Source organism: Streptomyces sp. NPDC020996, from assembly GCF_040641355.1.
Lineage (GTDB): Bacteria > Actinomycetota > Actinomycetes > Streptomycetales > Streptomycetaceae > Streptomyces.
Map to the genome: position 1 here is coordinate 1 of NZ_JBFADM010000008.1, position 19792 is coordinate 19792.

Here is a 19792-nt window from a genome sequence, read left to right on the forward strand (position 1 = left end):
CCCTCTCGGGCTTTCCTCCGGGCGCTTCCCTTCGGTCTTGCGTTTCCGACTCTATCAGATCCTTTCGGCGTCTGATTCCCAGTCAGCGGGAGTTGCCTTCCCGGCCGTTGGGCCGTTCCGACGTCTCAAACCTTAGCGGATCCGGTCGGCAGTTCCTAATCGGGCTGCCGGCCCCCAATTCGAGCAGAATTCGGGAACGCCGAATTCATCCCGGCTGGGAAAGGTCGTGCTGTGGTTTGGTGCCGCTAGCGCGGCGGAGGTGCTGTCGCAGAAGCGTTACGCCCCCGCGGCAACCCGAAGAACCTTACGGATACCCGAGGGGGCTGTCAAGCGCCCCCTGTCAAGATCTTTTAGTCGAGGTCGCTGAGACGCCCGCCGGCGTCCGGCTGCGCGTGCTCCACCCTGCGCAGCAGGCGGGTGAGGACCTCACCGAGGGCCGTGCGCTCCCGCGGGCTGAGGTCCTGGAGCAGGTCCTCCTCGAAGACCGACGCCAGGCGCATCGCCTCGAGCCACTTCTCGCGGCCCTCCGCGGTCAGCTCGACGATCACCCGCACCCGGTTCGACTCGTCGCGTTCCCGGGTGACCAGGCCCTCGGTGACCATGCGGTCGATGCGGTGGGTCATCGCGGCCGGCGTCAGGCCGAGGCGCTTGGCGAGGTCGCTCGGGCCCAGGCGGTAGGGGGCGCCGGACAGGACGAGGGCCTTGAGGACCTCCCACTCGGCGTTGCTGATGCCGAGGGCGGCGGTCTGGCGGCCGTAGGCGACGTTCATGCGGCGGTTCAGGCGGGACAGCGCCGAGACGATCTTCTCGACCTGGGGGTCGAGGTCCCGGAACTCGCGCTGGTAGGCGGCGATCTGCTCGTCGAGGGTCGGCTCGCCGCTGAGGCCGAGGGTGCCGGGTGTGTCGCCCATGGGCCCAAGTATCGCATGGGGCCGGTTGGCGTTGAAGTCCTTCGGGATGTAATGTTTAGCTTCGAACTTTAGCTTTGAAGTCTTTGGTGCTAAGTACTGACCGCACCAACCGTGTGAGAGAGGTGAACGTGACCAGGGCGATGGGCGCAGCGATGCGCCGGATCCACGTGGGCAACGCACTCAGCGCTTTCGGCCTCGGCTTCACGGTCCCCTACCTGTACGTCTACGTGGCGCAGGTGCGGGGACTGGGCGCCATGACGGCGGGCCTGGTGCTCGCCGTGTTCGCCGTGGCCGCGCTGGTCGTGCTGCCGTTCGCCGGGCGGGCCATCGTCCGGCGCGGCCCGCTGCCGGTGCTGCTCGCCGCCCTCGTCACGGCCGCCGCGGGGGCGCTGAGCCTGGGACTCGCGGGTGACGCGACGGCTGTCTTGCTGTCGGCCGCCGCGCTCGGGGCCGGGCAGGCCGTGATGCAGCCGGCGCTCGCGACGATGATCGTGGACTGCTCGACGGCGGACACCAGGTCGCGGGCGTTCGCCGTGCAGTTCTTCCTGCAGAACCTGGGGCTGGGCGTCGGCGGGCTCATCGGCGGCCATCTCGTCGACTCTACGCGCGTCGCGTCGTTCACCCTGCTGTTCTCGATCGAGGCGGCGGTGTTCTTGCTGCTGGTGGCCGTGATGGCGACGGTGCGGATGCCGCGCTCGCCGCGCGTCGAGGGCGCACCGGCGCGCTCGGCGCGGGGCAGCTGGAAGCAGCTGCTCGGCAACCGGGCCATGGTGCAGCTGTCGGTGCTGGGCTTCGTGCTGTTCTTCGCCTGCTACGGGCAGTTCGAGTCGGGGCTGGCCGCGTACGGGGTCGAGGCCGCCGGGATCTCGACGTCCGCGCTCGGCACCGCGCTGGCCGCCAACACGCTGGTGATCGTCGTCGCGCAGTTCGCCGTGCTGAAGTTCGTCGAGCGCCGGCGGCGGTCCCGGGTGATCGCGGGCGTCGGTCTGATCTGGGCCGTGGCCTGGGCCGTGGCCGGGTATGCCGGGCTCGGGCACGGCAGCCGGGAGATGGCGACGGCGGCGTTCGTCACGACGTACGCCCTGTTCGGGCTCGGTGAGGCGATGCTGTCGCCGACGGTCGCGCCGCTGGTCGCCGATCTCGCGCCGGAAGGGTTGGCGGGGCAGTACAACTCGGCTTTCGCCCTGGTGAAGCAGCTCGCGCTGGCCGTCGGGCCGGCGGTGGGCGGGCCGATGGCGGCCTCGCTGCACGGGCCGTACGTCGTGACGTTCCTGTTGTTCTCGCTGGGGATCAGCGTCCTGGCGGTGCGGCTGGGGCGGCTGCTCACCCCTGCGCAGGACCATCCGTGGCGGGGCAGGAGCCGGGTGGTCACCCGGGGCGGAGCGGCCGCGGAGGCCGTGCCCGCGGAGGCCTGAGCGGGCTGCGGCCTGAGTGGGCGGCGGCCGTCACCTCCGGGTGGCGGCCGCCTCCGGTTTCCGGCGGGGCGGCCGCCTTCGTGCCCCGGTCAGGCCGCCGCCTTCGGCAGGACGAACTCGCACCAGACCGCCTTGCCGCCGCCCGGTGTCCGTCTCGATCCCCAGCTGGACGCGATCGTCGCGACGATGGCGATGCCCCGGCCCGACTCGTCCCCCGGTTCCGCGCGGCGGCGGCGCGGGAGGTGGTCGTCGCCGTCGGTGACCTCGATGATCAGCCGGCGATCGGTGCGGCGCAGACGCAGGCGCATGGGCGGGGTGCCGTGCTGCAGGGAGTTGGCGACCAGTTCGCTGGCGGCCAGGACGCCCAGGTCGTGCAGTTCGGTGGGGAAGCGCCAGCTGGTGAGGACGCCGGAGGCGAACGCCCTTGCGCGCGGGGCCGCTTCCACCCCGCCGAGGAGTTCCAGGGCGGCGTTGCGGAACAGTTCGCTGTCCGGGCCCGAGCGCGCGGGGTGCTGCAGGACGAGGACCGCCACGTCGTCGTCGTGACCGGCGGTGACGCCCGCCGAGCGGACCAGGCGGTCGCAGACGACCTGCGGGGAGCCCGTCGCGCCGGCCAGGGCGCGTTCCAGTGCCGCGATGCCCTCGTCCAGGTCCTCGTCGCGCCGCTCCACGAGGCCGTCGGTGTAGAGCACCGCCGTGGAACCGGGACCCAGCGCGATCGAGCCCGACGCGTGCACCCAGCCTCCGGTGCCCAGGGGCGGCCCGGTCGGCTCGTCGGCGCGCGAGACGTCACCGTTCTCGTCGCGGACCAGGATCGGCAGGTGACCGGCCGAGGAGTACACCAGCCGGCCCTCGTTCGGGTCGTGGATGGCGTACACGCACGTGGCGATCTGGTTGGCGTCGATCTCGGTGGCGAGGCCGTCGAGGAGCTGGAGGACCTCGTGCGGGGGCAGGTCGAGGCGGGCGTACGCGCGGACGGCGGTGCGCAGCTGGCCCATGACGGCCGCGGCCCGCACGCCCCTGCCCATGACGTCGCCGATGACCAGGGCGGTGCGGCCGCCGCCGAGGGTGATGACGTCGTACCAGTCGCCGCCGACGGCGGCCTCCGTGCCGCCGGGCTGGTAGGTGGCGGCGACGCGCAGGTCGTCGGGCTGTTCCAGTTCCTGGGGCAGCAGGGAGCACTGGAGGGTGACCGCCGTCTCGCGCTGGCGGCGCTCGCTGGCACGCAGGCGTTCGGCGGCCTCGGCGTGGTCGGTGACGTCGGTCGCGAACACGAGCACACCGGGGCCGCCCGGGCCTCTGTGGCCGTCGCCCTCCGCCACCGGGGTGCAGGTGAAGGTGTAGGAGCGGCCGTCGGGGGCCTTGCGGGACTTCAGGGTGCGGGGTTTCCCGCTGCGCAGGACCTGGTCCAGGAGGGGCAGCAGGCCCAGCTCGTCGAGTTCCGGGAGGGCGTCGCGGGCGGGCGCGCCGAGGGGGCGGGCGCCGAAGGCCGCCGTATAGCTGTCGTTGACGTAGGCGACGCGGTGGTCGGGGCCGTGGACCAGGGCGACCAGGGCGGGGACACGGTCCAGGACGTCACGGACGGGGAGTTCGTCGACGGCGGGCACGAGCGGGCGCTCGTCGGTGAGGTGTTCGGCGCGGGCCGTGGGCACGGACCCCTCGCGGGCGATCACGTGGTCGGTCCGCGCTGCGGCGCGGCGCTGCGTTCCGGGGAGCCGGGCGCTCCAGCGCGTGAAGTTCACGAATCCTTGCCTCGTGTCGTCGTCTTCGGCGTCTTGGACCGGCTCCGGATCCGGCCTGGGGGTGGGGGGTTGGCGTCCCCGGGAAGCAGCACAGTGGAAAGCCTCTGGGTTCGAAGGGCGAGCGGATGCTCGCCCGAGCGGCGGGGATCAGTCTGGCAGGGTCGCCCACCGGGTCGACACCCGTCAGACGCCCACCCGGGCGCAGGAGTTCCTGGGTCCGGTCAGGACGACCCCTTCGGGTCGGACGTCGGGTCGGTAGGAGGCTTTCCACCGGCCGCGAGTTCGAACTCCGCTCGAGGATGTTCGAGCGATCCGAGGGAGACGATCTCTCGTTTGAAGAGGCCCGCCAGCGTCCATTCGGCCAGCACGCGGGCCTTCCGGTTGAAGGTGGGCACCCTGCTGAGGTGGTAGACGCGGTGCATGAACCACGCGGGGTAGCCCTTGAGCCTGCGCCCGTAGACGTGTGCGACGCCCTTGTGGAAGCCGAGTGAGGCGACCGAGCCGACGTAGCGGTGGGCGTACGTCTCCAGGGGCTCGCCGCGCAGGGAGTGGGCGATGTTGTCGCCGAGGAGCCTGGCCTGGCGCAGCGCGTGCTGGGCGTTGGGGGCCGTCTCCTTGCCGGGTCCTCCGGCGGTGACGTCGGGGACGGCGGCGGCGTCTCCGGCGGCCCACGCGTGCGGGGCGCCCTCGATGGTGAGCTGAGGGGTGCATTTCAGCCGACCTCGTTCGGTGCGCGGGAGGTCGGTGGCGGCGAGCAGCGGGTGGGGTCTCACGCCGGCCGTCCACACCACCGTACGGGTGGGGAAGCGGGATCCGTCGCTGAGGACGGCGACGCGGTCGGCGCAGGACTCCAGGCGGGTGCCGAGGCGTACGTCGATGTTGCGCCGGCGCAGTTCGGAGACCGTGTAGCGGCCCATCTCCGGGCCGACCTCGGGCAGGACGCGGTCGGTGGCCTCGACGAGGATCCACTTCATGTCGCCGGGTTCGACGTTGTGGTAGTAGCGCGTGGTGTAGCGGGCCATGTCCTCCAGTTCGCCGAGCGCCTCGACGCCGGCGAATCCGCCGCCGACGAAGACGAAGGTCAGGGCCGCGTCGCGGATCGCGGGGTCACGGGTGGAGGAGGCGATGTCCAGCTGTTCGATGACGTGGTTGCGCAGGCCGATGGCCTCCTCGACCGACTTGAAGCCGATCGCGTGCTCGGCGAGTCCGGGGATGGGCAGGGTGCGGGAGACCGACCCGGGCGCGAGGACCAGTTCGTCGTACGTCAACTGCGTGGGGCCCGTTCCCTCCTCCGCCGTGGCGAGGGTGGTGAAGGACGCGGTGTGCTTGGCGTGGTCGATGGACCGGACCTCGCCGACGACGACGTGGCACAGGTCGAGGACGCGGCGCAGCGGGACGACGACATGGCGCGGGGAGATGGACCCGGCGGCCGCCTCGGGGAGGAACGGCTGGTAGGTCATGTACGGGTCGGGGGTGACCACCGTGATCTCGATGTCACCGCGCCTGAGCTCGCGTTTCAGCCTCCCCTGCAGACGCAGGGCCGTGTACATCCCGACGTAGCCGCCGCCGACAACGAGAATGCGCGCACGTTCCTTCACCATCCCATGACGCACCCGGCGCGTGCGTTTGTCCACAGCCCCGACAGGGTCAGTGACGCGGGGCCGACGCCGCCCGGAGTTGGCCGAATCGCCGAAGTCCCCCGAAGGCGCCCAGGTCAGCGGGCATGCGCCGGGGACGCCGAGGGGGACCAATCGGGACGTTCACGACCCGTGCTCCGATCGGTGGGCGCTCCGTGCGGAACCTGCCCCTTCTGAATTGACTCCCTCTCAACTATGTTCGTGACGACGGGGTGTAGGGGGATGCGCTCTTCGGATCCGGAGTCCGTGACGGGCGGACCGGTGGTCCAGGATTCCCCGCGCGCTCCGCCTTCAGCTGCGGGGAGAGTCTCCGGGGGGAGACGTCATTACCGGGGGATCACTTATGAGCATTCAGGACTCGCACTGGTCGGCCGCGTCCGCTCTGGCACCGGGCGGCATGATGAGCGCGGCGGCGGGCAACGGACGCGCGGACAGAGCGCGGACGACGCCGCTGCGCGTGGACGCACAGCGCAATCTCGAACACGTACTGCGCGCGGCGCGCGAGGTCTTCGGCGAGCTGGGGTACGGCGCGCCGATGGAGGACGTGGCGCGGCGGGCACGGGTGGGCGTGGGCACGGTGTACCGGCGCTTCCCCTCCAAGGACGTCCTGGTGCGCCGGATAGCCGAGGAGGAGACCTCCCGGCTGACGGACCAGGCCCGGGCGGCGCTCGGCCAGGAGGACGAGCCGTGGTCGGCGCTCGCGCGCTTCCTGCGGACGTCGGTGGCCTCGGGCGCCGGGCGGCTGCTGCCGCCGCAGGTGCTGCGGGTGGGCGTGGCGGACGAGAGCGCCGTGCTCGACGAGTCTCCGGTCCCGCAGCAGCGTGCGCAGGCCGGCGCCGGTGAGCTGCGGCTGGTCGCGGAGGACGGTCCCGCGGCCGCCGCGGACGACGACACGGGGGCGACGGAGCTGCTGAAGGTCGTGGGCCGGCTCGTGGAGCGGGCGCGCGCGGCGGGTGAGCTGCGGCCGGACGTGTCGGTCTCGGACGTGCTGCTGGTGATCGCGACGGCGGCTCCCTCGCTGCCGGACGCGGCGATGCAGGCGGCCGCCTCGGCGCGGCTGCTGGACATCCTGCTGGAAGGGCTGCGGTCGCGCCCGGCCTGAGCCCGCGGCCCCGAGCCCCCGGGCCCCGTCGCCGATCCGCACGCACCGCGGTGCGTCGCCGGGCGGGCGGATCACTGGGCGCCGGTGACGCGGACACCGACGGTACGGGCATCGGTGACGCGGCGCAGGCGCCGGTCACGGTCACGGCAGGTGCCTACCGAAGGCGACGTCGCCCGCAGCGGAAGCGGGTCGGAGGGGACACCGGGAAGACGGCGTCCCGTGGCCGCCGTATGCCTCCGCGCGGGCCGTCCACAGCAGCCGCTACGCGCCACGCGGCTGCGACACGCCACGCCACTGCTGCACGCCACGCGGCTGCTGCACGCCATGCCGCCGCTGCTACATGCTCCCGGCCCGCTCGCCCGAGGCCAGCGCGCCCCGCTGCGGGCTGATGCCCGCGGGCACCGCCCGCTGGCGGGCCGGGGTGCCGGTCCAGCAGGTGCCGCGGCGGGCGAGGAGGCGGCCGAGCCACAGTTCCAGGGAGACCAGGTCGGCCAGGCCGTCCAGCGGCAGGGGTTCGCCCTGCGCGGCCGCCCGCAGCGCCTTGCGGACCACCCGCGCCTCGACCAGGCCGGCCTCCGCGAGCAGCGGCGTGGCGAACAGGGACATCAGGGAGTCCGCGGCCACCCGCAGCCCCGTGCGGGCGGCGACCGCCGCCGGCGCCTGGGAAGGGGCGCCCCAGCCGGGCGGGAGGTCGCTGACGCCGGCGCCCTCCAGGACCGTACGCAGGATGGCGGCGCGGGCTCCGGGCTGCACCCGCAGGGCCTCGGGCAGGGCCCGGCAGGCGCGGACGACCTGGTTGTCGAGGAAGGGCGCGTGCAGCCGCTGGGAGCGGATCTCGGCGGCCTGTTCCAGGACCCGGAGGTCCGCCGCCTGCCGTGCCAGGGCCGCACGCGCGCGGTAGTCGCCGGGACGCTGCCCCGGCCCGACTCCGGAGCGGCTCGTGGAGGCCTGCAGGCGAACCGATACTTCAGCCAGCGCCTCCCCGGTCAGCCAGCGCGCCGCCGGTCCCGGTCTGGCCCATGTCAGCGCGGCGAGCGACGCCCCGACGGCGCCTCCGGGTTCGTCGAAGCGGCGCTGCATCAGGCGCTCGGCGAGCAGGTCGAGCCCCGCGCGGTACGACGTCCGCGCGAGCTTGCGCGCCGCGGTGTACACGCGCGCGGGGACCAGCACCGAGCCGTCCGCCTTGGCGAGAGCGGCGACCGGGCGGACGAGGTGGCGGCGCTTGCGGTCCATGAGGAGGTCGGCGAGGCGGGCGGGGTGGGCGTCCAGGACCTGGCGCGCGCCGTATCCGGTGAAGTGGTCCGCGCTGCCGGCGGCCAGGCGGGCCCGGTGGCGGGCCGCGGTGACCAGGCTGGGGCCCGGCTCGTCGGTCAGGGGACCGTCCAGGTCGGCGTACGGCAGCAGCTCCTCGCCGCCGGTGACGACCACGTGGTGCAGGCGGGGATTGGCGGCCAGGGTGCCCGCCCGCTCCAGTTCGGCCTCCCGGCCGCCGACGGCCAGGTCGTTGAAGGTGACCGCCAGCAGGCGCTCGCCCGCGCCCGTGCCGTGGCCCAGGAGGGTGCCGGGCCTGCCGGGCAGCCCGGCGGCGAGCAGGGCCAGGGTGCCGGAGGCGGGCCCGCCGGAGAGGTCGGCGCCGATCCCGGCGACCGGCATCCCGCGCGCGGCGCGGCGCTCCGCGGGGCCCATGCCGGGCACGGGTCCGGGGTCCATGTCGGCGCCGGGCACGTGCCGGGGCGCCGCCAGCCGGGCGCGTACCGCGTCCACCAGGGCGTCGCGCACCGCGTCGAGGGCGCTGTCGGGGTCGGCGGGGGGCGCCGCCACCGCGAGGGAGGCGACCGGCTCGTAGCCGGCGATCTCGCGCGCCCCGGCGCGCAGGATCAGCGCGTGTCCCGGCGGGATGCGGCGTACGCCCTCGTAGGGCGTGGAGTCGTGCAGCGCGGCCGGCACGTCGGGGGCCGCCAGCAGGGCCGCGAGGTGGCCGAAGTCGAGGTTCGCCTCGGTGAGGTCGGCCAGCGGCAGCGCGGCCGTCGCGTACGCCGTGCCGCCCGCCCACGGGGTGTGGAAGACCGGGCGCGCGCCCGCGAGGTCGCCGCAGACGGTGATCCTGCGGCCGACCTGGAGGACGGCCGTGTAACTGCCCGGCCAGGCCGTCAGATGGCGCAGCGCGCCGCCGCGGGCGGCGAACAGGGCCACCCGCAGCTGCTCGTCGGAGGCCCCGCAGGTGCCCAGGACCGCGATCCGGGTCCGGGCGTCGGCCTTCACCACCCGCACCTCGTCGGGGCGCCAGTCGCCGACCGCCCACAGCGGATCGGGGTCGCCCCACAGGAGTTGGGAACCGACGGGGTGCACGGTCTCGCCGTCGTGCCCGGTGGACCCCGCGGAACCGGTCCCGGAGGTGCCCGCGGCGGTGCTGCTCCATCCCACCAACCACCGCATCGACGCCTCCACAGGCTGTGGACAACCAGTGCACCGTACGAACCGGTTCCCCATGCTGCCATGAAGGAGGCGCGCCGGAGGCGTGGCGGCGCCGCACGAGATCCACCGGGCGCGCACCCGCGCCGAACCGGCCGGAGGCGCGGACACCCGCGCCGCACAAGGCATCCGCGACGCGAATGCGCCCCCGTAGCGCGCCCCGAAAACGCCCTTCGCGCCCTCAAGTACCGTGGTGGGAGCGGTGATCGCCCGGGAGAGCAGGGGCGATTTTCGGCCAAATCGGCGGCACGCGGACAGGCGCGGGCCACGCTCCGTACAGGCTCCGCGCACCGTATACCGCGCACGCGGTCCGGGAGACGGAGATCGCCTCCCGGACCGTTCCGCCGCCCGCGGGGATGAAGGCGGCGGTGTCCCCCAGCCCACTGGATCCAGTACAGCGGGCCGACCCACGCACGATCCATGCAAGCGCTCCCCCGCCGGCCGCAGAAGAGCGCACGCACGGGCGCACGGCCACACGGCCGGGAGCACGACGCAACTGCGCGTATCGGGCCCGCACTTCAGTACGGACCACAATCCCGCCATCCGGAACAAAGCCCCTTAACGCTTGGGATGCGGCGAACTACGCTGGGTTTACGAATGCCGCGTGGTTATGCCAGCGCGGCAGCCGTCTGTGTCGAGGGGTGGCGCATGTCCAGGGAGCAACGCGGGCCGAACGAAAAACTCGGCGCCGTTCTCGCCCTCGCGGGAATCAGCAACGCGGGCCTCGCGCGACGCGTCAACGACCTTGGCGCTCAACGCGGGCTGACTCTTCGCTACGACAAGACCTCGGTGGCGCGCTGGGTGTCCAAGGGGATGGTGCCGCAGGGCGCCGCCCCGCACCTCATAGCGGCCGCCATCGGGCAGAAGCTCGGCCGTCCGGTGCCCCTCCACGAGATAGGGCTGGCGGACGCCGATCCCGCGCCGGAGGTGGGCCTCGCCTTCCCCAGGGACGTCGCGCAGGCGGTGAAGTCGGCGACCGAGCTGTACCGGCTCGACCTCGCCGGCCGGCGCGCCGGCTCCGGCGGCATCTGGCAGTCACTGGCCGGCTCGTTCGCGGTGAGCGCGTACGCGACACCCGCCTCGCGGTGGCTGATAACCCCGGCCGACAGTTCGGTGGCGCGCGAGGCGAACTCCGCTGAGGGGTCCGGCGCATCACTGAAAGTCGGCCACAGCGACGTGCGGAAGCTGCGGGAGGCCGCCGAGGACGCCAGGCGCTGGGACTCCAAGTACGGAGGCGGCGACTGGCGTTCGTCCATGGTGCCCGAGTGCCTGCGGGTGGAGGCGGCGCCCCTGCTGCTCGGCGCGTACTCCGACGAGGTCGGCCGGGCCCTGTTCGGGGCGTCCGCCGAACTCACCCGCCTCGCGGGCTGGATGGCCTTCGACACCGGCCAACAGGAGGCCGCACAGCGGTACTACATCCAGGCGCTGCGGCTCGCCCGCGCCGCCGCCGACGTCCCCCTCGGCGGCTACGTCCTGGCGTCGATGTCCCTGCAGGCGACCTACCGCGGCTTCGGCGACGAGGGCGTCGACCTCGCGCAGGCCGCGCTGGAGCGCAACCGGGGCCTGGCGACCGCCCGCACCATGAGCTTCTTCCGCCTCGTCGAGGCACGCGCGCACGCCCGCGCGGGCGACGCGCAGGCCGCCGGTGCGGCCCTGAAGGCGGCCGAGGGCTGGCTGGAGCGGTCCCGGGAGGGCGACAACGACCCGTCCTGGCTCGGCTTCTACTCCTACGACCGGTTCGCCGCCGACGCCGCCGAGTGCTACCGCGACCTGAAGGCGCCGCGGCAGGTGCGCCGTTTCACGGAGCAGGCCCTGTCGAAGCCGACGGAGGAGTTCGTGCGCTCGCACGGGCTCCGGCTGGTCGTCTCGGCGGTCGCCGAACTGGAGTCCGGCAACCTCGACGCGGCGTGCGAGCAGGGCGTGCGGGCGGTGGAGGTCGCCGGACGCATCTCGTCCGCGCGCACCACCGAGTACGTCAAGGACCTCCTGCACCGCCTGGAGCCGTACGGGGACGAGCCGCGGGTGGCGGAGCTGCGGGAGCGGGCCCGGCCCCTGCTGATGGCCCCGGCGTAGCGGCCCCCGCGATCCGCCGCGTCCGAGGCACCGTATAGGAAGGCACCGTATTCGAAGGCACCGCGTTACCGGGCACCACGTTTGAAGGCACTGTCAGTGGCGCAGTGCACTATCGGATGCGGGAGGTGGTGCCAGGTGCGGACCGGAAAGGTCTACGACTGCGACGTGCTCGTCGTCGGCGGCGGGATCGTCGGCTTGTCGACCGCGTTCGCGATCACGCGTGCCGCACCGGGCACGCGGGTGACGGTGCTGGAGAAGGAGCCCGGCCCGGCCCGGCACCAGACGGGGCGCAACAGCGGCGTCATCCACAGCGGGATCTACTACCGACCCGGGTCGCTGAAGGCCCGGTACGCGGTGCGGGGCGCCGCCGAGATGGTCAAGTTCTGCGCCGAGTACGGCATCGCGCACGCCGTCACCGGAAAGCTGATCGTCGCCACGGAGCGGGCGGAGCTGCCCCGGCTGCACGCACTCGTCCAGCGCGGCCGGGAGAACGGCATCCCGGTGCGGGAACTGGGTGCGGCGCAGATCGCGGAGTACGAGCCGGAGGTGCGGGGCCTGGCGGCCATTCACGTCGGCACGACCGGGGTGTGCGACTACGTCGGCGTGGCCCGGCAGCTGGCCCACGCCTCGGGCGCGGAGATCCGCTACGGCGCCCAGGTGGAGCGGATCGACCGGCGCCCGGAGCGGGGCGTCGCCGTGCGGACCCGGGCCGGCGACGTCGTACGGGCGCGTGTGCTGGTGAACTGCGCGGGCCTGTACTGCGACGAGGTGGCGCGGCTCACCGGGGACGACCCGGACGTACGGATCGTGCCCTTCCGCGGGGAGTACTACGAGCTGGCGCGGCCCGAGCTGGTGCGGGGACTGGTGTACCCGGTGCCGGATCCGGCGTTCCCGTTCCTCGGGGTGCACCTCACCCGCGGGATGGACTCCGGCGTCCACGTCGGACCGAACGCGGTGCCGGCGCTGGCCCGCGAGGGCTACGGCTGGGGCGTCGTACGCCCGCGGGAGGTGGCGGGGACGCTGGCGTGGCCGGGGTCCTGGCGGATAGCCCGCGCGCACTGGCGCTACGGGGCGGGCGAGCTGCGCCGGTCGGTGTCCAAGCGGGCGTTCACGGCGGCGGTGCGCAGACTGCTGCCGGCGGTGACGGAGGACGACCTGGTGCCCGCGGCGGCGGGAGTGCGGGCGCAGGCGGTGCTGCGGGACGGGACGCTGGTGGACGACTTCCTGATCCACGAGGGCCCGCGCGCGATCCACGTCCTGAACGCCCCCTCCCCCGCGGCCACGGCGTCCCTGCCGATCGGCCGGGAGGTGGCCCGCAGGGCACTGGCCGCACTGGGCGGCGACTGAGCCCGGCCCGGGACCCGGACGCCGCCACCGGCCGACCGGAAGGCCGGCGTGCAGCAACCACCGGACGGCCATCGACCGGCCGACCGGGCCCGTGCCCACACCCCGGCGGCCGCTGGGCAGCCGACAGAGGACCACAGCCGGTCAGCCCGGCCAACGGGAGAGACGCCCCCGGCCGACCACGCACCCACCGGCCGGAACCGCACACCTACCCGCCGGACGACCATGCACCCCCACCCGGCACCCGTCACCCACCACCTACCACCTACCACCGCCGGACGACGACGCACCCCCACCCACCACCACCGGACGACGACGCGCCCCAGACCGGAACCGCGCCCCCACCACCCCCGCCCGAAAGCACGCCCCCACCACCCCGAACCGCGCACGTAAAATCGACCGCACTGTGTCTGACTCCCGCAACGCCCCCGAGACCCCCCGCCCCGCCGCTCCCGCCCCCGTGGCCGGCGAGCACCACAGCCCCGCCCCCGTGGCCGGCGAGCGCCTCGCCCCCGGCCCCGGTGCGGGCGCGTCCTTCCCGCGTGCCCGGGGCAAGGGGGAACCGCGGTTCCCGGACGGGCCGCAGGCCGATCCCGCCGGGTCGCACTTCGAGCGGCGGATCCGGAGTTTCCAGCCCCGGCGCAGCAGGGTGACCGCGGGGCAGGCGGACGCGTTGCAGCGACTGTGGCCCAAGTGGGGACTGGACATCGACGGGCAGCGGGTGCTCGACCTCGCCGAGCTGTTCGGCAACACCGGCCCGGTGGTGCTGGAGATCGGGTTCGGCATGGGCGAGGCCACGGCGCAGATGGCCGCCGCCGACCCGGGGACCAACATCCTCGCCGTCGACGTGCACACCCCGGGCCAGGGCAATCTGCTCAACCTCGCCGACCAGGCCGGCCTGTCCAACGTCCGGGTCGGCAACGGGGACGCGATCATCCTGCTGCGCGAGATGCTCGTCCCGGACTCCCTCGACGGCCTGCGCGTCTACTTCCCCGACCCCTGGCCCAAGAAGCGGCACCACAAACGGCGCCTGATCCAGCCCGAGTTCCTGGATCTCGCCGCGTCCCGCATCAGACCGGGCGGCATCGTGCACTGCGCGACCGACTGGGAGCCGTACGCCGAGCAGATGCTCGAGGTGCTCACCGCGCATCCGGGGTTCGAGAACACCCAGCCCGGCGGCGGTTTCGCGCCGCGCCCCGGCTTCCGGCCGCTGACCCGTTTCGAGGGACAGGGACTGGACAAGGGACATGTCGTGAACGACCTGCTGTTCCGCCGCGTACAGCAGCACAACCAGCCCCAGCCCCCCACCGGCGCCTGAAGCGCGCCGGACGCGTCCCGCACCGTCGCGGGCGGCGCGCTGCCTCGTTAGGGTCGATGCCGTGGCCACCTTTCCCCCGTACCCGACGCATCCGCCGTACGCCGGGGGCCCCGCCGGCGGCGGGGCCAGGCACGCGCACTGGTGGCAGCGCAGGTGGGTGCGCTACGGCGCGCTCAGCACCCTGCTCGCGCTCTCCGGGCTCGTCATCCTCGCCCTGGTACGCGAACAGACCGGCACCGAGGGGTTCCTGGTCGGGCTGGGCCTCGCCGTGCTGCCGGTACCGCTCCTCGTGGCCGCCTTCCGCTGGCTCGACCGGGTCGCCCCCGGCCCGTGGCGCAACCTGGTGTTCGCCTTCGCGTGGGGCGCGTGCGCGGCGGCGCTGATAGCGATCGTCGCCAACAGCTTCGCGACCAGATGGATAGCGACGTCGACCGCGGACCCGGCGAGCGCGGACACGCTCGGCGCGACGGTCATAGCGCCGGTCGTCGAGGAGTCCGCGAAGGCCGCGGCCGTGCTGCTGGTGTTCCTGTTCCGCAGACGGGACTTCACGGGAATCGTCGACGGGGTGGTGATAGCCGGGATCACCGCCACCGGCTTCGCGTTCACCGAGAACATCCTCTACCTCGGCACCGCCTTCGGCACCGACCAGCTCACCGGTGACCGCGGCATCGCCTCCGTCACCGCGGCGACCTTCTTCGTCCGCGTCATCATGTCGCCGTTCGCGCACCCCCTGTTCACCGTCCTGACCGGTATCGGGTTCGGCGTGGCCGCGCTCTCGGCGGAACGGCAGCACGTCCGGCGTGTGCTCGTCCCGCTCTCCGGGCTGCTGCTCGCCATGGGCATGCACGCGCTGTGGAACGGCTCGGCGACGTTCGGCGGGTTCGGGTTCTTCGCGGTGTACGCGGCCTTCATGGTGCCCGCGTTCGGGCTGCTGACGTGGCTGGTGATCTGGACGCGGCAGCGCGAACTGCGGACCGTGCGCGAGGAACTGCCGCCGTACGTCCTCGCCGGCTGGCTGACGCCGGCCGAGCCGTACGCGCTCGGCTCCATGCGGGCGCGGCGGACGGCCCGCGACTACGCCCGCCACCGCTTCGGCAAGCCGGCCAGGCGGACGGTGGCCGAGTACGAGGCGTACGCGACGTCGCTGGCGTTCCTGCGGCACCGGGGACGGCGCGGACGCGCGGACGCCGACTTCGTCGTACGGGAGCGGGAGTTGCTGGCCGAGCTGTGGTGGCGGCGCGAGATCGCGCGGCCGGCACTGGACCACGCGGCCAGGATGACGGCTCCCCCGGTGCCGGTCGTCACACCGCCCTGGCCGGCGTACGGGCACCCCGCGAACCCCGCGTACAACCCGTACCGCCACTAGCCCTTCAGGCCCTGGACCGGCCGACGGCGTCGTCCCCGGAGTTCTCGGGCACGCCTGACCGGCAGTCCTGACGTCGGGGGGTTTGCCGTCAGGACCGCCGGGGATCAGGGGAGATCAGGGGTTGAGTCCCTTGCCGCGCAGCCAGGCCATCGGGTCGATGCCGCCGGCCTGCCCGTTCAGGTGGACCTCGAGGTGCAGGTGCGGGCCGGTCACGTTCCCGGTGGCGCCCACGCGCCCGATGACGTCACCGGTGCTGACCTTCTGTCCGACGCTCACACTGATCGACGACTGGTGGCAGAACCACAGCTCGGTGCCGTCGTCCAGGGTCAGGATCGTGCGGTAGCCGTACGCCCCCGCCCAGCCGGCCTCGGTGATGGTCCCGCTGTGGATGGCCTTGATGAGCGTGCCGGTAGGGGCGGCGAAGTCGAGGCCGGTGTGGTGGCCGGAGGACCACATGGAGCCGGCCTGGCCGAAGGTCGAGGTGATCGTGTACGAGGAGGTCGGCAGCGTGTACTGCTTGGCCAGCTCGGCGAGACGCGCGGCCTCGGCCTTCTTCTTGGCCTCCGCCTCCGCCTTCTCCTTGGCCGCGGCGGCCTTGGCGGCGGCCGCCTTCTCGGCCTGCTCGGCCGCGTCGGCGACCTGCTTGGCGAGGGCGGCCTCGGTGGCCTGCTGCGTCTTGCTCTCGACCTGGATCTGCTGCGACTCGGCCTGCGCCATGATGCGGTCGCGCAGCGCCTCGCCGGCGTCCTTGGTGCTCTCCGCGGAGGTCACGCCGACGCTGCTGAGCGGAGTGGCGGACCGCTGCGGCTCGGGCTCGTCGTCGGAGATCAGCGAGCCGACCGAGGGCAGGTCGGGCATGGAGATGGACACCGGCGGCTTGCCGGTGTTGGCGCTGGCCATGCCGCCCGCGCCGACAGCGGCTATGACGCCGACGCCCAGAACCGTGGAGCTGCGGGCGAGTCCCCCGCCGCGCTGCTTGGAGACGCGGTGCCGACCGCGGACGGGGCGGACGGAGTCCTCCGTGGGGTTCCATGCCTCCCACGGGCCCTCGTCGGTGCGGTAGCTGCCGTAGCCGAAGGTGTCACTCGGCTGGAACGGGGCTGTCGGGGCAGGCCGGTTTGACGCCACGTGGGCGTGCTCCTTTCCTTCCTCCTCGCCTACCGGGTTAGCTGACGGGTTCGGAGCAGGAAGGTCTCCTACGCGCGTATATCCACCGTGATCCCACGGCGGCATTCGCGCGATTCACCCCAGGGTGGTGGTTCCCCGGTTCCCTTGCGGGATTCGGCGCGTGCGCACGGAGCCGCCTCTTGTGACGGCTGGGACGACCGCGCTGCGTTATCGAACGTTAATAGACGCAGGGGCTCGTTTCCAAGCCGTTCCGCTTGATCATTAACGAATCCAGGTCGGACGTACATCCCCATGACCGTCTAAAAACGGGCGAGTTGGCCCCTCACATACCCCGCCGATCACACTGCGCAGGGCGGCCGCCCCATCACTCACAGTCACGGACCGTGCAAAAACACCGACGGCCGGGACCTCTGAGGATCCCGGCCGTCGGCCTTGAGTAGCGGGGACAGGATTTGAACCTGCGACCTCTGGGTTATGAGCCCAGCGAGCTACCGAGCTGCTCCACCCCGCGTCGGTGTGTCACCAGTGTACGTCATACGCAGGACGGCAAGCACACGCGTTTCTCCGCGGTACCCGCCGTCAGCCGCGTACGGCGGGAAGGCGACTCTGTCCGCACCGCAGGCGCAACGCGCACCCCCACCGAACCGCGACAGGCCGCCGCAGGCATCCCGCACCACGCCGCCACACGCACCCCGCTACCCCACCAGATGCCGATTGGGCGCCTTGGCCCGCTCCGCGTACTCCGGCAGCACGACCACGTCGACCCCCTCCCCCGCCAGCAGCCCACTGCCGTCGGCGCTCTCGACGAACGTGTCGGGCTCCCGCCAAGCCGTCACCACCCGCCGGACCCCCGCGTCGAGGATCAGCCGCGCGCACGGCTTGGGCCGGGACGCACGCCGGGCGCACGGCTCGAGGCTGCTGTAGACCGTGGCGCCGGCGAGCCGGGGATCGTCCGGATCGAGCTTCGCCAGAGCCGCCTCCTCGGCATGCACCACAGGATCGTCCCCCTCACGGGAGTACCCCCGGGCCAGCTCGGTGCCGTCACCGGCCACCACCACCGCCCCCACGCTGAACGCCGTCCGCGACGGCGGGCACAGCGCCGCCAGCTCGCACGCGAGGGCGAGCCAGTGGCGGTCGGCGGCCACGGCGACCTCCCCCGCCCCGGGAGCCGTCGGCTCGTACCGCATGAGGACGACGTCCTCGATCCGCCGCGTCTCCAGCAGGCGCAGCCGCCCGCCCTGGTACGCCCCCGGGCCGAACAGCCGCGGCGCGGCGGGGTCGCCCACGAACACCGGCGCCAGCACGAGCTGCAGCTCGTCGGCGAGCCCCTGCTGGAGCAGCTGGGTGTGCACGAGCCCCCCGCCCTCCACCATGAGACGGCGCACTCCCCGGACGTCGTGCAGATGCCGCAGCAGCGGCCGCCAGCCGACGTCGCCGCCCAGCGCGACGACGTCGGCGGCGAGTCCCAGCGCGCGGGCCCGTTCGGCGCCCTCGTTGGTCGTGTAGAGGACCTTCTCGCCGCCCGTGTGCCAGAACCGCGCCGCCGGATCGAGTTCCCCCGAGGCGCTGACCGTGACCTTGAGCGGGTAGGCGGACCGGCCCGCGGCCACCCGGCCGGCGCGGCGACGCTCCGAGTTGACCAGCAGCCGCGGATTGTCGGCCCGGATCGTCCCGGCACCGACCAGGATCGCGTCGACGGAAGCACGTACCTCGTCGACCCGGTCGAAGTCCGCCGGGCCGGAGAGCAGAAGCCGCTCGGGGCCGGTGTCGTCGAGGTAGCCGTCCAGGGAGACGGCGGCGGACAGCAGGACGTAGGGATGCGGCATCGAGCGCGCTCACTCTCGGAGGCGGGCGGTCTTGGTTCAAGTTTGAAACAAACTTACACTGGTGGCATGACGACCCGCTGGCTCACCCCGGACGAGCAGCGCGCCTGGCGCGCGTTCATCGCGGCGACGCACCTCCTGGAGGACGCGCTCGACCGGCAGCTCCAGCAGGACGCCGGCATGCCGCACCTGTACTACTCCATCCTGACCAATCTTTCCGAGGCGCCGGAGCGCAGGCTGCGCATGACCGACCTCGCCGAGAAGACGAAGATCACCCGTAGCCGTCTGACGTACGCGGTGACGCGGCTGGAGAAGGACGGCCTGCTGCGGCGCGAGAACTGCAGGTGGGACAAGCGGAGCAGCATCGCCGCGCTGACCGACGAGGGCATGGCGGTGCTGGAACGCACGGCCCCCGGCCACGTCGAGACGGTGCGCGCGTCCCTGTTCGACCACCTCACCGAGGAGCAGGTGGGACAGCTGGAGGACATCTGCACGGGGATCGCGCGGGCGCTGGAGGGCCAGGATGCCCCACGGCCGGCCCCCGACGAGGTCCCGTGGCGCCGCCGCTCCTCCCCTTGCTCGTGAGCCCCGGCGCCCCTTGCCGGTGAGCCGCGCCGCTTGCCGGTGAGCCGCGCCGCTTGCCGGTGAGCCGCGCCGCAAACCTGTTGATTCAAATTTAAAGCATGTAGTAGGGTCCCCTCAGCGGATCTGCTTCAAATCTGAAGCACCTCCCGTGCGACTGCAAGCACGGAAGCAGAGCACCCATCCGCGCCGTACGCCCCCCCGGCCCCGGAGGACCGCATGCCCGACCCCGACTTCCCCGCCGCCACGCCGCGCTCCCGCGTCCGGGTACCGCTGCGTTTCCACGACGGCTACAGCACCGACGCCGACCTGGTCACCTTCCACGGCCTGGCCGACGACCGCGAGCACGTGGCCGTCGTCCTCGGCACCCCGGCCCCCGGCACGCCCCCGCTGGTCCGCCTGCACTCCGAGTGCCTGACCGGCGATGTCTTCGGCTCGGCCCGCTGCGACTGCGGGCCCCAGCTGCGCGAGGCGGTCGAGCGCATCGCCGACCGCGGCGGCGTCCTGCTCTACCTCCGCCAGGAGGGACGCGGCATCGGCCTCTACAACAAGCTCGACGCCTACGCGCTCCAGGACGACGGCCTGGACACCTACCAGGCGAACGCGGCGCTCGGCCTGCCCGAGGACGCCCGCGACTACACGGCGGCCGCCCAGATGCTGCGCGCCCTGGGCATCGGCGAACTGGACCTGCTGTCCAACAACCCGGACAAGGCGGAGCAGTTGCGCACCCTCGGCATCGACGTCCGCGACCGCGTGCCCACGGGGGTGTTCACCACCGCCCACAACGTCCGGTACCTGCGCGCGAAGGTGCTCCAGACACGGCACACGCTGCCGTTGGACAGCCTGGCGGAGCTGACCGCGGGCTGAGGACGGCGGCCG

General features: G+C 73.2%; 14 protein-coding genes, 1 tRNA gene and 1 riboswitch. Of the genes, 8 read left to right on the forward strand and 7 right to left on the reverse strand.

From position 1 onward, the window contains the following. Window positions 1-350: 350 nt before the first annotated feature. Window positions 351-911 carry a MarR family transcriptional regulator gene (locus AB0G63_RS08250; RefSeq protein WP_360746186.1) on the reverse strand — a complete coding sequence of 187 codons (561 nt, stop codon included), beginning with the start codon at window positions 909-911 and terminating at the stop codon, window positions 351-353. A gap of 140 nt (window positions 912-1051) precedes the next feature. On the opposite strand from AB0G63_RS08250, the gene AB0G63_RS08255 reads away from it, so the two are divergent. Further along, window positions 1052-2326 carry an MFS transporter gene (locus AB0G63_RS08255; RefSeq protein WP_360746575.1) on the forward strand — a complete coding sequence of 425 codons (1275 nt, stop codon included), beginning with the start codon at window positions 1052-1054 and terminating at the stop codon, window positions 2324-2326. 89 nt (window positions 2327-2415) lie between these two features. On the opposite strand, the gene AB0G63_RS08260 is transcribed toward AB0G63_RS08255, so the two are convergent. Both AB0G63_RS08260 and AB0G63_RS08265 read right to left on the reverse strand, forming a co-directional pair. Next, complete coding sequence (locus AB0G63_RS08260; RefSeq protein WP_360746189.1) at window positions 2416-4068, reverse strand: SpoIIE family protein phosphatase; 1653 nt, start codon at window positions 4066-4068, stop codon at window positions 2416-2418. Between the two features lie 221 nt (window positions 4069-4289). Beyond that, complete coding sequence (locus AB0G63_RS08265; RefSeq protein WP_360746192.1) at window positions 4290-5669, reverse strand: NAD(P)/FAD-dependent oxidoreductase; 1380 nt, start codon at window positions 5667-5669, stop codon at window positions 4290-4292. 379 nt (window positions 5670-6048) lie between these two features. Between AB0G63_RS08265 and AB0G63_RS08270 the strand changes: the two genes are divergently transcribed. Next, window positions 6049-6807, forward strand: coding sequence for a helix-turn-helix domain-containing protein (locus AB0G63_RS08270; RefSeq protein WP_360746195.1), 759 nt, complete (start codon window positions 6049-6051; stop codon window positions 6805-6807). A gap of 336 nt (window positions 6808-7143) precedes the next feature. Here AB0G63_RS08270 and AB0G63_RS08275 read toward each other — a convergent pair whose 3' ends face one another. Continuing rightward, window positions 7144-9243, reverse strand: a complete 2100-nt coding sequence (locus tag AB0G63_RS08275; protein ID WP_360746198.1) for an asparagine synthase-related protein — start codon at window positions 9241-9243, stop codon at window positions 7144-7146. A 684-nt stretch (window positions 9244-9927) separates the two neighbouring features. Between AB0G63_RS08275 and AB0G63_RS08280 the strand changes: the two genes are divergently transcribed. The 4 genes from AB0G63_RS08280 to AB0G63_RS08295 all read left to right on the forward strand — a co-directional run bounded on the left by AB0G63_RS08280 (window position 9928) and on the right by AB0G63_RS08295 (window position 15380). Next, window positions 9928-11352 carry an MFS transporter gene (locus tag AB0G63_RS08280; protein WP_324783043.1) on the forward strand — a complete coding sequence of 475 codons (1425 nt, stop codon included), beginning with the start codon at window positions 9928-9930 and terminating at the stop codon, window positions 11350-11352. A 135-nt stretch (window positions 11353-11487) separates the two neighbouring features. Then, window positions 11488-12699 carry an L-2-hydroxyglutarate oxidase gene (lhgO, locus tag AB0G63_RS08285; protein ID WP_360746201.1) on the forward strand — a complete coding sequence of 404 codons (1212 nt, stop codon included), beginning with the start codon at window positions 11488-11490 and terminating at the stop codon, window positions 12697-12699. Between the two features lie 403 nt (window positions 12700-13102). Beyond that, window positions 13103-14014: a tRNA (guanosine(46)-N7)-methyltransferase TrmB gene (gene trmB, locus AB0G63_RS08290; protein WP_360746204.1), complete on the forward strand. Its 912-nt coding sequence runs from the start codon at window positions 13103-13105 to the stop codon at window positions 14012-14014. Between the two features lie 61 nt (window positions 14015-14075). Beyond that, on the forward strand, window positions 14076-15380 hold the full coding sequence (locus AB0G63_RS08295) for a PrsW family intramembrane metalloprotease (RefSeq protein ID WP_360746207.1): 1305 nt from the start codon (window positions 14076-14078) through the stop codon (window positions 15378-15380). A gap of 114 nt (window positions 15381-15494) precedes the next feature. Here AB0G63_RS08295 and AB0G63_RS08300 read toward each other — a convergent pair whose 3' ends face one another. The 3 genes from AB0G63_RS08300 to AB0G63_RS08310 all read right to left on the reverse strand — a co-directional run bounded on the left by AB0G63_RS08300 (window position 15495) and on the right by AB0G63_RS08310 (window position 18334). Beyond that, on the reverse strand, window positions 15495-16508 hold the full coding sequence (locus AB0G63_RS08300; RefSeq protein WP_360746210.1) for a M23 family metallopeptidase: 1014 nt from the start codon (window positions 16506-16508) through the stop codon (window positions 15495-15497). An 11-nt stretch (window positions 16509-16519) separates the two neighbouring features. After that, window positions 16520-16677: riboswitch (cyclic di-AMP (ydaO/yuaA leader) on the reverse strand. Window positions 16678-16945: 268 nt separating this feature from the next. Then, window positions 16946-17019, reverse strand: a tRNA-Met gene (locus AB0G63_RS08305). A 184-nt stretch (window positions 17020-17203) separates the two neighbouring features. Next, window positions 17204-18334: a dihydrofolate reductase family protein gene (locus AB0G63_RS08310; protein WP_360746213.1), complete on the reverse strand. Its 1131-nt coding sequence runs from the start codon at window positions 18332-18334 to the stop codon at window positions 17204-17206. Between the two features lie 66 nt (window positions 18335-18400). Between AB0G63_RS08310 and AB0G63_RS08315 the strand changes: the two genes are divergently transcribed. Beyond that, on the forward strand, window positions 18401-18916 hold the full coding sequence (locus AB0G63_RS08315; protein ID WP_360746216.1) for a MarR family transcriptional regulator: 516 nt from the start codon (window positions 18401-18403) through the stop codon (window positions 18914-18916). A gap of 216 nt (window positions 18917-19132) precedes the next feature. Next, window positions 19133-19780 (forward strand): GTP cyclohydrolase II, encoded by a 648-nt coding sequence (ribA, locus tag AB0G63_RS08320; protein ID WP_360746219.1) that lies wholly within the window; start codon window positions 19133-19135, stop codon window positions 19778-19780. Window positions 19781-19792: the final 12 nt, after the last annotated feature.